Origin of the sequence: Pantoea sp. SOD02, assembly GCF_024707505.1 — a bacterium.
In the GTDB taxonomy this organism is placed as follows: Bacteria; Pseudomonadota; Gammaproteobacteria; order Enterobacterales; family Enterobacteriaceae; genus Pantoea; species Pantoea symbiotica.
Map to the genome: position 1 here is coordinate 495,723 of NZ_CP102604.1, position 13,491 is coordinate 509,213.

The window sequence follows — 13,491 nt, forward strand, 5'->3', positions numbered from 1 at the left end:
AATAAGATGAGAAAAATTCTATCTGTAATTGCACTCCTGAGTGTAATGATCTTCGGCGCACATGCTGGGCCTTATCCTGTGGTTGCTACCATGTCGACTCAGATATTTCCTCCTGATGGTGCAGTATATACTTATACATGGGCAGTGATTGATATACCGTCAGCTGACCAACCGGCTCCTGCTAACTGGTCATATGTTTTTGGACATAAGCATTACAGCCTTAACCCGAATACTCCGGTCAAAGCTAGCTTTCCTGATCAACCGACGAGCTATAGGGAATGTATTAATCAACAATGTATAGGACGCGTCAGAACAGGTGAAACATTAAGCCAAACGGCTATGCGTATTTCGGATAATGGTAAAGCTCTGGTTTCTGGAGCACTATCTCACGCCGGGAGAAATGTTGATGAATGTGTCGGATTTTTTTTTGTAAGCCGAGGCAGCGATCCATTAAATACACTCTGGAGTAACGTAATCTTTCCTGGCGGAAGTTGTATAATCGTACCTCCAGGGAAAGATTTTTGTGAGATAAATACACCCTCTATTACGCTCAACCACGGTACATTATCGGTGACCGATGCCAACGGTTCAGAAGCTACAGAATGGATTAATATGCGTTGTACTGTTGCTACAAAAGTCACCTTACGGCTTGCTTCTGATATTGACTATATTCCGATGCAAAACAACGCGCGTGCACACATAAAAATAAATGGCAAAAGTGTTGGTGGTCAATATGATTTTCCCGCAGGTGATACTCAGCTTGAGATAAAAAGCGTGTTAGAGAATATCACTCAGGATGGTGATTATACGGGTTTCACTGTAATGGTTATTGAACCTGCATAATGGAGTTTTTATTTCTAAAATGAAAATTATTCTAATACTAGTGGCAGGAGCGTTACTCACCGCTTGCCAACATAAAACTCAACCTGCCGAAATTGTTGATGCCGCTCTTCAGCCAGCCGAAATACAGAAGCAGGAAAATAGTCGCCTTGAAAATTGTCACAGCGAACTTGAATCACTCAAAACCATTAACAGTGAAAAATACACGCAGAGCAAAAAGCAATTTGATCAACTGATGCAGGGCACCGCGCAATATGCCGGTATTCGCAGCAATGTGAAATCCTCGACGCAGGAAACGGTGGATGCGCTATACCGCTATCGCGTTAACTTGCTGTGTACGGAAATCAGTAACACTTTGCTGAACAGTCTGGTGACATCTGAGCGGACGCCAGGATGATGACGCTAAATCGTTGCCGATGGATTGGCTACTTTGTCGCGACTGTCGCGGGCTCAACCTGCCTTCAGGGGTTTGCTGCCAACAATGGCGAGGTGCCGGCAATCCTGCATTTTGCTGAGAAATATCACGGCGAAAATGTGCCCGCCGCTGCGCCTGCTGCAATGCCGAAACTGGCCCACAGCAACGAGCGGGAGAAACTCACTCAGCAGATTGCGCAGCTAAAGCAGCAGCTCAGCGATCAATCGAAGAAGATGAGTGCCTTACAAGCGCGGGTTGCAGAGCCGTTCGACGACAGCGCACTTAACGATGCGCGGAAGCGGCAGGATTATGCAGCGGGCGTTTCGTTGGGCGAAGAGATCAATCAGCTGCAGGCAGAACATGCGCGCTGGGGCATCGAAAGCGATAAAAAAATGCTGCTGGCCGGTATCAGCGATTCCCTGGAAAAACGCGTGCGCCTGCCGCAAGAGAAGTTGGTTGAATCGTTGAAAGAGGTTAATCAGCAAATCGAGCAAAAGCGCAGCGCGGCGATGCAAACAGAGCAAAACAAAACCGACGCGTTTCTGACGGAATTCAAACAACGCATGGGCGCTGAGAAGCTAGAGAGTGGCATCTGGCAGCATATTGAACATGTCGGAGATGACGCGATTGCCGATAACGACATCGTCGATGTGGTGATACGCGAAACGCTGGCTGATGGTGAAGTGGTGCAGGATATGGAACTGCATAACAAAGTGTTGTCTCAGCCACGCCAGGCTTTTCCCGCTATTTTCCGTGATGCGCTGAGCCAACTGCGCAATCATGGCTCGATGACCATCGTGGTGCCGCCTGAGTTGGCTTACGGCGATGCCGGTTATCCGCCGTTAGTGCCGCCCGGCGCCACCATGATTTATCACCTGCGCATTGCCGATGCGCACGCTGCATCAGAACAAAACAATAACGCCGCAGATAAAAATCTGTAATCACAGAGCGCAATTGTCATCGCATTGATATGCAACACCGGGAAAACGCATATTCATCACGCGAAACGCTGAACTTGTCGATATCGATCTACTTCATTCCGGTGTTTCATTTTTATGAGTCAGGCCGCGCACAGCGGAGAAGGGTAATAACATGGCAACTGTAATCATCATTGACGATCATCCCATGATTCGGCTGGCGACCAAATTATTGGTGGAACAAGACGGGCATCGCGTGATTGCCAATGCCAATAATGCGCTGGAAGGCGTGCAGCGTATTTTGGCGCTGCATCCAGAAATGGTGGTGCTGGATATTGATTTACCGCCGTTTGATGGCATCGAAGTGGTCAAGCGGGTTCGTGGTGCTGATTATTGCGGCAAGATACTGATGATGACCGGCAAGCAGGATATCAAGTTGGTCAAGCGCAGCATTGATGCCGGCGCAAATGGTTTCGTTTATAAGTCGAATGATTATCAGGAATTGAGTGCAGCGGTGCAGGCGGTGGACTGCGGATACAGCTACTTCCCGATGCTCGACGCCATTGCACGGGCGACATTAATTGATGAGGAGCAGGCCGATGAAATGCTGTCGCTGCTAACCCGCCGGGAAAGGCAGATCATTATGTGCTTAGCCAAAGGGATGAGAAACAAAGATATCGCCTACTTTTTGAATATCAGCCATAAAACCGTTAGCGCTCACAAAGTGAATCTGATGCAGAAGCTCGGCTTGACAAATGAAATGAAAATTGCTGAATTCATTGTTCGACACAATCTGGGCTGATTATGCGCTACCTTCTGATTTTGCTGCTGTTAATTGCCACGTCCAGCTGGAGCGATTCAACGCCGCCACAGCGAATGCAGATCCAAAGCATATTAGAGTTCGCGCCGATTGATATTCCGTTATCGCAGACGGAATGGAATAAGTTACGCAAGCAGCGTGAGCTGCGAGTGGGCGTTTGGTCGATAGAAATACCACCTTTCAATACTTATCCTGATATGGGCGTATTCGCGGGAATTAATGCGGATTATCTGCACCTGATTAGCACCAATCTCAATTTACGACCACGCGTATATCATTATAAAAATCAGCAGCAAGCGCTTGCGGCGCTGAGTGCGGGACGCATTGATGCACTTTTTTATACTGCGGGTGAGAAAACCCCAGATAATAGTGACTTTATTGATACCGTCAGCTTTGTGCCCAATCAACCCGCATTAGTTAGCAAAGTCAGTAATATTTTGTCCGGGATTGACAGGACCAGGCCAATGAGATTGGCGGTGGCAGAAAATTATCTTGATGACGCTGATATTAAAACGTTGTTACCGCTCGCGACTATCACGCGATATTTCAACGATCAGGTGGCGCTCTCATCCGTGGTTTCGGGAGACAACGATGTTTATCTTGGAAATCTCACCACCGCGAATTACCTCATCGAAAGAACCTACAGCAACGATTTGGTGATTAATGATGTATTCTCTGCGAAAGATCGCGGAACCCGATTGATTTTGCGTAAAAGTTCATCCGAGTTGTACAGCGCGATTAATAAATTTATCAACAGCATGCGACCTTCGCCCAAACAATTGATTCTTAATAATTGGGTCGCTGGAATCGATTATCTCACTTACCGTTCACCCATCGAGTTCACCGAGCGCGAGCAAGCCTGGATGGCATCTCATAAAAATGTCAGAGTGCTTTACGACCCGTTCTATGCGCCTTACACCTTTTACGACAATACCGGTAAAGTTAACGGTATCTCCATCGATCTGTTGCGCCAGGTGCACTTTCTTACCGGTTTGAATTTTATCCCGGTGAGTGGAACCGATCACGACGATTTTGAAGATGTATTAAAGGATAAAAGAGGGGACTTAGTTGCTGGATTAACGATCAATAATAATCGGCGTGATAATATCTTATTCAGCCGCACGTATATGCAATCGCCTTGGGTATTAGTGGTGCCTAATAAATCTGATGCTGATACGAAGCTAACCGCAGGTATGCGTGTGGCGGTGCCCTATTATAATCCGATGCTAAATTATATCCGTAAGAACTTCCCGGACGTTAAAATTGTCATCACCAATAATGCCGGCATTTCCTTGCAAATGGTCGCCGACGGCAAGGTTGATGCTTCTTTGAATGATTATGGTAATGCCAATTACATGGTCAGTCGTTTCTTCACCAGCCAATTAAAAATTGGCGAGCGTTTAACGACCGAACCGGCGGTTATCTCATTTGGCGTGGGGCACGATGAGCCTGAACTGCTGAGCATTTTAAATAAAGTGCTCGACCACATTCCTGCACGCAATGTTTCCCTTATCGTCAACAAATGGCAGCAGGGCACGGATGTTAAGCTGAATACCTGGACGCTTTATAATCGTCAGTTTTACTGGTTAATCGGCTTATCGGTACTACTGATTGCGCTGGGGATGGCAAGGCTGTTTTCCATGCGCCGCGATATGGTAAAGAGAAAACGTACTCAGGAAAAAATGGCCGAGGAATTGGCGTTCCGGGAAACGCTGTTAAATGGATCGCCATCGCCGGTTTATGTGATTAACGCGGATGGCGCCACGCTTAATCAGAATCGGGCCTTCATTGAGTTCTTCTCCGCCGAGAAAAGCCAGTTCCAGGCACTTCCCTTGTACGATCAGCGCCATCCACTCTCTTCGATGTCGTCAGTAATTCTTCCTCTGCTCAAGGAGCCGGTGCAGACACCGCAAGTCAATTTCACTCATCAGGCGGTGCTTAATGACGGTATCAACGATCATGTGATTAAACATTGGGCTACCGCCTATGCTGACGCCAATGGCAATACCGCTGGCTTGATTTGCGGTTGGGAAGATGTAACCGATACCGATAAATTGCTGCGTGATCTCTCGGAAGCCAAAGATCGGGCGGAGAAATCCAGCAAAGCGAAAACCTCCTTCCTTGCCACCATGAGTCATGAAATTCGCACGCCTATCAGCGCCATCATTGGTTTGCTGGAACTGACGGTGATTGATCAGCAGCATAAATCGAAAGACGATCCGATCATGCTGGCGTGGGAATCGGCGCAATCCTTGCTGGGCTTGATCGGCGATATCCTCGATATGGCAAAAATTGAGTCCGGCCAGCTTGAGCTGGAACCCAAATGGGTCGACCTTAATCAGCTGGTTACGCCCACCGTGCCGGTGTTTAACGGTTTAGCGCGGGTGAAAAATCTCACCTTAAACGTGAGAAGCCAGGGAGAAAGTGATTATGAGGTATATATCGATCCGCTGCGCTTTAAGCAGGTTCTGTATAACTTCCTGAGTAATGCTTTGAAGTTTACCGATGAAGGCGGCGTTTCTGTGGTGATCGATACCCGCCTAGGCGCTGACGGCCGCATTCACCTTGAATTGACGATTAGCGATACCGGTGCTGGAATCAGTCCGGAGGATCAGAAAAAGCTGTTCCAGCCTTATATGCAATTAAGTGAAGGCCGCAAGCAAGCCGGCTCTGGTTTGGGGCTGTTTATCGCTGCCGAGTTGATTCAGCAGATGTCAGGCAAAGTGGATATGCTGAGCGCGCCAGGTAAAGGCACCTCGGTGATTATCGCCCTCGATTTGCCCGCCCGACCTTATCACGCGCCGGTGCTGCCACAGCTGGCGCAGGACGAGGGTGAATTCTCACAGTATTTGTCGATTCTGATTGTTGATGACCACGCAACCAACCGTATGCTGCTGAAAACCCAGCTGCAACGTCTGGAACATCGCATTGATGAGGCGGCTGACGGCGAGGAAGCGTTAGCACTGTGGCGAGATAATCACTATGACCTGATTATCACTGACTGCAATATGCCGGGTATTGATGGTCTTGAGCTGACGCGCATCATTCGCCAGCAAGATGCCGACCAGCTTATTTTTGGTCTGACGGCCAATGCGCAATCAGAAGAGAGAGAGCGGTGTCTTGCTGCGGGCATGAATGAGTGTCTTTTCAAACCGTTGCGCCTTAAACCGCTTGAGAAAGTACTGAATAATATCGTGCCACGCCAGCGGGATAATGCACTCGAAGCGATTATCGATATGGAAGAGCTTAAGGTTCTTACCAATAACAATCACGAACTCATCGTGTCGATTTTAAAGCTGGCAATTCAGGGTAGCGCTGAAGACAGAAAAATGCTGGAGACGCTTTTCAGGCAAAGAGAAAACAAGGATTTGGCGCGCGCGCTGCATCGGGTGGCGGGCTCTTTGCAAGTTATCGGCTTAAGACGCGGTGAGATGCTGGCGGTGGAAATTGAAGAGCAATGCTTATCCCCTGAAACCGATTTGGCAGAGTTAAGCGAACCGTTTGAGCAATTAATGCAGGTGATGGAAGAGTTTGAACAATTAGCGCAGGCCTTTATCAGTCTCAAGCAATGAGGAGTGGCCGGACATATCCGTTGCGCGGCCGTTTCTCAGTATTAGAGATAATCGAATTTCACAATCTTCGCGTTATGAACCGATTCAATACTGACTTGTGCGCTGTGGTCGGGTAACGATTGCTGAGCCTGACTTAGGTTAATCTGACGGATGTTGGTCTGCGACGCTTGATTACAACTGACGTTGAGTTGGCTGTTAATGGATGCCGTGCTGCAAGGGGCAACGACAATCGAGCCATTGAAGGTTATGACGCCGCTGGTTGCGGCTACGGCTGGAAACATCCACATGCTGACCAATACGATTATCAATTTCTTCATCAATAAATCCTCCAGGTGACGTTTTACCTATCGGCAATAAGCCTTAAACCTTGAGTATGGTCTTAAAGTTGTCTGGCACTGGATTGAGATCGAGAGTTTGAGGGATTTAACCGGCTGATTTGAATCTGGGGAAGGTTGAGCAACGAAAAAAGGGTACTAGCGTTAACCAGTACCCTTTCTGGAAGGCTTGGTGCTTCAATGTTGCTTTGAACACCACCTTCTCTAAACACCCGTCAGAACTCTTCATTCTAACCAGCGTTTCAATATATGGTGCCCGGACGCGGAATCGAACCACGGACACGGGGATTTTCAATCCCCTGCTCTACCGACTGAGCTATCCGGGCAACGGGGCGCATTAAACCCTAATGGCTTATCGTCGTCAACGGCTTTCGTCAAAAAAGCGTAGCAATCGTGATTGATTGCTTGCTTTTCAGACAAGATGGATAAAAAGGCTACGCCAGCGCTCCATTTTTGCGGCACAGCGCGATGCCGAGTACATCTTCCGCCAGGCGGCGCGCCGTCGCCACATCCTGCACGTTGCGTTTCACCAGCAGCTTGCTCAGGCAACCTTCCAGAATCAGCTCCATCTGATCGGCCACCATGGTGGGATTATCCAGCGCTAAATCGACCAGAATTTCATGGGTAAATTGCCAGGAACTGCGCTTTTGCTGTTCGGCTAGCTGATGCACCGGCTGATCGGGTTGCGGATAGAAGCTGCAGGCGGCGATAAACAGGCAGCCGGGAAAGCGGCCTTTGCTGACGTGTTCACTCAGCACTTCGTAGCGGGCTAACAGCTTTTGTTCGGCGCTGAGATGTTCATTGAGCTGCACCTGACGACGCCAGCTATCAATCTGCTGGCCGTGATAGCGCAGTGCGTCGTACAGCAAGGCATCACGATCGGGCCAGAAACGCGTTAGCTGTTCCGATTCAAGACCGGTTTCGCCAGCCAGTTGGGACAGGGAAGTGGTGGCGGCCAGGCCGCTCTGTTCGAGCACATTCAACGCATGCTCGAGTATTTGTTCACGTTGCAAGTGACTCTCCTCTGGAATGCGGGCCCGCTCGCGGACGAGCGGGCAGTGTTCTGCTGACAGTGTCGTTTAACGTGACAAATTCTGCAAATGCGCACGGAAATCGGCGGCGTTGAGGAAGCCGGTGACGCGCGAATCAGGGATCTCTTTGCCTTGCGCGTCGAAGAACAGAATGGTCGGCAAACCTAAAACCTGCAGATGCTGCAACAGCGCGTTGTCCTGCGCGTTATTGGCGGTGACATTGGCTTGCAGCAGTTGCACCTGACTTAATGCGTTACGCACACCTTCATCGCTGAAGGTGTATTTCTCGAACTCTTTGCAGGCCACGCACCAGTCGGCATACAAATCGACCATAGTGATGCGGCCTTGCGCCTGCTGCAGCGCACTATCGAGCTGCTCGCTGCTATTGATGGTTTGGAACGGCAGATGCGCCACGGCTTGCGCGCTGTTGCTGCTGCCAAACGCCCAATCTTGTAACGGGCGAGCACTGACCAGCGCGGCGGCGAGCATGATGATCTGCAGCACACGCCATTTACCGCTGGCGCGCAGGCTGAGGCTGAATGCCCAGGCAAAAAACGCCACGCCGAGCAGGCTCCACAAGCGTAAGCCCCACAGATCGCCGATCACGCGTTCCAGCAGAAATACCGGCAGTGCCAGAATCACAAAGCCAAAACCTTCTTTGACGGTTTGCATCCATGGCCCGCTTTTCGGCAGCAGCTTGTTGCCAAACATGGTCACGGCAATCAGCGGCAGGCCCATGCCGAAGGCATACAGCCACAGCGTGCCAGCACCGGCCCACAGATTACCGCTCTGCGCGATATACAGCAGAATGGCGCTGAGTGGTGCGGTGGTGCAGGGCGAGCAGATCAATCCCGCCAGTGCGCCCATCATAAATACGCCGGGCAGCGATCCACCTTGCTGGCGATTGCTCCACAGCGTCAGGCGCGTTTGCAGGCTGGCAGGCAATTGCAGCGAGAACAGGCCAAACATCGACAGCGCCAGCACGATAAACAGCGCCGACAAGCCCATTAACACGTAAGGATGCTGTAGCGCCGCCTGGAAGCGTAATCCCGCCGCGGCGACCACCATGCCGAGCACGGTGTAGGTCAGCGCCATACCTTGCACATACACCATCGCCAGCGCGAACAGTCGCCCCATCGAATAGCGGCGCGGGCCACCTAAAATGATGCTGGAGATCAGCGGATACATCGGCAATACGCACGGCGTGAAAGCGACGCCAATACCAATCAGCAGCGCCCACAGCGGTGAAAACGGCAGCGGCGTGCTGTTTTTGGCGGGCTGCGCGCTGACTGCGGGCGCATCCTGATTGGCGGCAACCGCGCTCAGCGGTACGGCACGGGTTTCAGGCGGATAGCAGAAGCCGGCGGCGGCGCAGCCTTGATAGGTGACGGTGACGGTCGCGCCGGCATCGGCCTGGCGCAGCGTGATCGGCAGTTGTAGATCCTGCGGGTAGATTTCACTTTTGCCGTAGAACTCATCTTCGTGCGGCTGGCCCGGCGGCAACGTCAGCGGGGCAATCTGCGCTTTTTGCGGCGTAACGTGGATTTGCTGGCGATAGAGATAGTAGCCATCCTTCACTTTCCAACTGAGCGTCAGCTGATTGCCTTGCTGCGAGAAATCGAAGCCAAACGCCTGATCAACCGGCACAAAGCGGCTGTTGTTGTTCGGGGAGAAAAGTGAGGCTTGTGCCGAAAGGCAGAAAACCAGCGCCAGGCAAAAGCCGGCAAGGCGAAAGAGTCGTGCAGCCATAGCGAATGAATGAGCTCCGGTGGCGAATAGGTCGCGATAATAGCACGACCGCTTCGCCACGAGGTGTTCAGGATGTAACGGCGCTACAGAATCAGGCTGCCAAACAGGAAGCCGAACGCCACCGAGAAGGCAATCGCCAACACGCCGGGAATAATAAAGGAGTGGTTAAACACAAATTTGCCGATACGGGTTGAACCGGTGTCATCCATTTCGACGGCGGCCAGCAGCGTAGGATAGGTCGGCAGCACGAACAGCGCGGAAACCGCTGCAAAGGAGGCGACGGCGGCCAGCGGCGAGACGCCCAGCATCAACGCGGCAGGCATTAACGCTTTGGTGGTGGCGGCCTGCGAATAGAGCAGCGTGGCGGCGAAGAACAGCACCAGCGCCAGCATCCACGGATAACCTTGCAGCATGTCGCCGGCTAACGCCTGGATATCGTTAAGGTGCGCTTTGACAAAGGTATCGCCCAGCCACGCCACGCCCATCACGCAGATACAGGCGCTCATGCCTGATTTAAAAGTGCTGGCGCTGAGGATTTCACCGGTATCGACTTTGCAGGTCAGGCAAATCAGCGTGGCAACGGTCAACATAAACACCACAATGGCTTCGTTGCGCGGCAGCACTGGATTGGTGATGAGGCCAACGCTGTCGCTAATTGCGGTGGCGTAGAGCACCACGGCGGCGATGCCGATCAGGAACAGGAAGACAGCACGCTTCGCGCCTGGTTTGATGTCATAAACCTGCTCACCGCGCAGTTTCACTTCTCCTTTTGCCAGGCGCGCCTGGTAAACCTCATCATCCTTAAGTTCTTTGCCGAGGAAACTAGTGATGATGGCGGCGCAGAAGATTGCTGCCATGGTAGAGGGAATCGCAACGCCCAACAGCGCCAGATAACTTACGCCGCGCGGTTCAAGAATGGAGGCGAAAAACACCACCGCCGCAGAAAGCGGCGACGCGGTGATGGCAATCTGCGAGGCGACAACCGCAATCGACAGCGGACGAGAAGGGCGTACGCCTTGCTCTTTCGCCACTTCAGCAATCACCGGCAAGGTGGAGAACGCGGTGTGGCCGGTACCGGCCAGCAGCGTCATGACATAGGTGACCAGCGGCGCAAGGAAGGTGACATAGCGCGGATGACGGCGCAGCAGGCGTTCGGCCAATCCCACCAGATAGTCTAGACCGCCAGCAATCTGCATCGCGGCAATCGCGGCAATCACCGCCATGATAATTTCGATCACATCGAAGGGAATCGCGCCGGGCTTTAAGCCGCAAATCAGCGTCAACGCCAGCACACCTAAACCGCCCGCGAAACCGATGCCGATGCCGCCAAGACGCGCACCGAGCCAGATCGCCAGCAGGACAATAACTAACTCCACTACTACCATTCGTTCCGCTCCCTGAGCCGTGGATCAATTTCGACTCTTAAAGTTGTAGCCGCCAAAATGAAAAAAGCACGCCGCATTGTATACGGGCGTGCTTTTGGCAACTTGATCCGGAACGGATTACTGTTCGTTTTCGTCGGTGTAGCGTTTGGCTTTATATACCGGATGCATCAGGTTCTGAATGGAGAAAATATCGTCCAGTTCGGTTTCCGTCAGCAGGCCGCGCTCCAGCACCACTTCACGTACGCTCTTGCCGGTTTCGGCACAAATCTTACCGACGATGTCGCCGTTGTGATGGCCGATGTACGGGTTGAGGTAAGTGACGATACCAATCGAGTTGAACACGTAAGCTTCACACACCGCTTTGTTAGCGGTGATGCCGTTAACGCATTTTTCCAGCAGGTTGAAGCAGGCGTTCGTCAGGATGCTGATCGATTCGAACAACGCCTGGCCAATTACCGGCTCCATCACGTTGAGCTGCAGCTGACCGGCTTCAGAGGCCATGGTGACGGTGATGTCATTGCCGATCACTTTGAAGCACACCTGATTCACCACTTCTGGCACCACCGGATTCACTTTGGCCGGCATGATTGATGAACCGGCCTGCAGTTCTGGCAGGTTAATCTCATTCAGGCCGGCGCGCGGACCGGAAGAGAGCAGGCGCAGGTCATTACAGATTTTCGACAGTTTCACCGCCAGACGTTTCAGCGCCGAATGCACCATCACGTATGCGCCGCAGTCGGACGTGGCTTCAATCAGATCTTCTGCAGGAACCACCGGCAGATTACTCACTTCCGCCAGACGCTGCACCGCCAGCTGCTGGTAGCCATCAGGCGTGTTGAGACGGGTACCGATGGCGGTAGCGCCAAGGTTCACTTCCAGCAGCAGTTCAGCGGTACGCAGAATGCTGCGGGTCTCTTCATTCAGCAGCACGTTAAACGCGTGGAACTCCTGGCCGAGCGTCATCGGCACCGCATCCTGCAGCTGGGTACGGCCCATTTTCAGGATGTTTTCGAACTCAACCGCTTTGCGCTGGAAACCTTCGCTTAACTGGTTGATGCCGTCGAGCAGTTTCAGGATCGAAGCGTACACCGCGATACGGAAACCGGTTGGATAAGCGTCGTTGGTGGACTGACACTTGTTCACGTGATCGTTGGGATTGAGGTACTGATATTCACCTTTCTGATGGCCCATCAGCTCCAGACCGATGTTGGCCAGCACTTCATTGGTGTTCATGTTGACCGAGGTGCCCGCGCCGCCCTGATAGACGTCAACCGGGAACTGATCCATGCATTTACCGTTATTCAGCACTTCATCACAGGCCTGAATAATGGTGTTGGCGATATTACGGGGAATGGTCTGCAACTCTTTGTTGGCGAGCGCGGCTGCTTTCTTCACCATCACCATACCGCGGACAAACTCCGGTATGTCGCTGATTTTACTATTACTAATATAGAAGTTTTCAATCGCACGCAGAGTATGAACACCGTAGTAAGCGTCTGCCGGAACTTCGCGCATGCCTAACAGGTCTTCTTCGATACGAATGTTGTTCGCCATGATTACCTTCTTATTATTGCTGCCTGGTTACTGCCGGGCGTCCGGATGGACGGGCGGAAATTAACGCGCAGGTGAAGCGATTATATTGTCGTGGAATGTCAGCGCCGACATATTATCCATCTTCGCGCTGACGGGCACGATCATATTCTGATGTTACAGAATTGTTTGTGCACAGATCACTTTACGGGCTTTTACAGGCCCAGCGGTAATAACGATATGTGATGTACTTCGCAATTTTAAGTCAGTGGGAAAAAAATGGCAGGATCGGTTGAAAATGCCGGTGCAAATGCCCATCTCTATCAATACGGTCCTACAGACCATCCCTTTCTGCTGCCTGGCAATTTGCGGGGTAGCTCCAACTCACAGGAGAATTCGGTGCGCTGGTTACCGTTAGTGATTTTTTTTGTTTTGGCCTGGATTGAGATCTCAATCTTCATTCAGGTCGCGCATGCGCTGGGCGTGCTGCTCACCATGCTGCTGGTGATCTTCACCTCGTGTATTGGTGTGTCGCTGGTGAAAAATCAGGGCATGAAGAACTTCCGGCTGATGCAGGAGAAGCTGGCGCGTAACGAAAGCCCGGCGGCTGAGATGACCAAAAGCGTTTCGCTGATCATCTCCGGCTTCCTGCTGCTGTTGCCCGGTTTCTTCACCGACTTCCTCGGTTTACTGCTGCTGTTGCCGCCGGTGCAGAAGCATCTGACCTTGAAGCTGATGCCGCATCTGCGCATGTGGCGTGGACCGGGCGCCGGTCCGGATGCCGGTTTCACCGTGGACGGTGAATACGAGCGTAAAGATCAGGACCGAATTGGTCACGATAAGGACCAATAAATTCATCAAGGCGGCGCAAGCCGCCTTTTTGCTGCATTTTTCGCC

11 protein-coding genes and 1 tRNA gene are annotated in these 13,491 nt (G+C 51.8%); 6 read left to right on the forward strand and 6 right to left on the reverse strand.

What is annotated here, in order from left to right; translation table 11 throughout:
• Positions 1 to 6: 6 nt before the first annotated feature.
• The 5 genes from NR302_RS02190 to NR302_RS02210 all read left to right on the forward strand — a co-directional run bounded on the left by NR302_RS02190 (position 7) and on the right by NR302_RS02210 (position 6,564).
• Positions 7 to 843, forward strand: coding sequence for a hypothetical protein (locus NR302_RS02190; protein WP_258144438.1), 837 nt, complete (start codon positions 7 to 9; stop codon positions 841 to 843).
• Entirely contained in the window at positions 830 to 1,237 is a 408-nt protein-coding gene (locus NR302_RS02195; protein WP_258144439.1) for a hypothetical protein, read from the forward strand. Before NR302_RS02190 ends, NR302_RS02195 begins: the two co-directional genes overlap by 14 nt.
• Entirely contained in the window at positions 1,234 to 2,196 is a 963-nt protein-coding gene (locus tag NR302_RS02200; RefSeq protein WP_258144440.1) for an FKBP-type peptidyl-prolyl cis-trans isomerase N-terminal domain-containing protein, read from the forward strand. The genes NR302_RS02195 and NR302_RS02200 overlap by 4 nt, the downstream gene beginning before the upstream one ends.
• Positions 2,197 to 2,347: 151 nt before the next feature.
• Positions 2,348 to 2,974, forward strand: coding sequence for a response regulator transcription factor (locus NR302_RS02205; protein ID WP_258144441.1), 627 nt, complete (start codon positions 2,348 to 2,350; stop codon positions 2,972 to 2,974).
• A gap of 2 nt (positions 2,975 to 2,976) precedes the next feature.
• Complete coding sequence (locus NR302_RS02210) at positions 2,977 to 6,564, forward strand: response regulator (RefSeq protein WP_258144442.1); 3,588 nt, start codon at positions 2,977 to 2,979, stop codon at positions 6,562 to 6,564.
• A gap of 41 nt (positions 6,565 to 6,605) precedes the next feature.
• Here the strand turns inward: NR302_RS02210 and NR302_RS02215 are convergent, their stop codons facing one another.
• The 6 genes from NR302_RS02215 to aspA all read right to left on the reverse strand — a co-directional run bounded on the left by NR302_RS02215 (position 6,606) and on the right by aspA (position 12,618).
• Positions 6,606 to 6,881 carry a hypothetical protein gene (locus NR302_RS02215; protein WP_258144443.1) on the reverse strand — a complete coding sequence of 92 codons (276 nt, stop codon included), beginning with the start codon at positions 6,879 to 6,881 and terminating at the stop codon, positions 6,606 to 6,608.
• A 268-nt stretch (positions 6,882 to 7,149) separates the two neighbouring features.
• Positions 7,150 to 7,225 (reverse strand) — tRNA-Phe (locus NR302_RS02220).
• Between the two features lie 108 nt (positions 7,226 to 7,333).
• Complete coding sequence (locus NR302_RS02225; protein ID WP_154154550.1) at positions 7,334 to 7,912, reverse strand: transcriptional regulator; 579 nt, start codon at positions 7,910 to 7,912, stop codon at positions 7,334 to 7,336.
• A gap of 66 nt (positions 7,913 to 7,978) precedes the next feature.
• Positions 7,979 to 9,679 carry a protein-disulfide reductase DsbD gene (locus NR302_RS02230; protein WP_258144444.1) on the reverse strand — a complete coding sequence of 567 codons (1,701 nt, stop codon included), beginning with the start codon at positions 9,677 to 9,679 and terminating at the stop codon, positions 7,979 to 7,981.
• 83 nt (positions 9,680 to 9,762) lie between these two features.
• A complete protein-coding gene (locus NR302_RS02235) occupies positions 9,763 to 11,064 on the reverse strand; it encodes an anaerobic C4-dicarboxylate transporter (protein ID WP_154154544.1) in 1,302 nt (433 codons plus the stop codon).
• A gap of 117 nt (positions 11,065 to 11,181) precedes the next feature.
• Positions 11,182 to 12,618, reverse strand: a complete 1,437-nt coding sequence (gene aspA, locus NR302_RS02240) for an aspartate ammonia-lyase (RefSeq protein ID WP_008104424.1) — start codon at positions 12,616 to 12,618, stop codon at positions 11,182 to 11,184.
• Between the two features lie 375 nt (positions 12,619 to 12,993).
• Between aspA and NR302_RS02245 the strand changes: the two genes are divergently transcribed.
• Positions 12,994 to 13,446 (forward strand): FxsA family protein, encoded by a 453-nt coding sequence (locus NR302_RS02245; RefSeq protein WP_179451878.1) that lies wholly within the window; start codon positions 12,994 to 12,996, stop codon positions 13,444 to 13,446.
• Positions 13,447 to 13,491 lie beyond the last annotated feature (45 nt).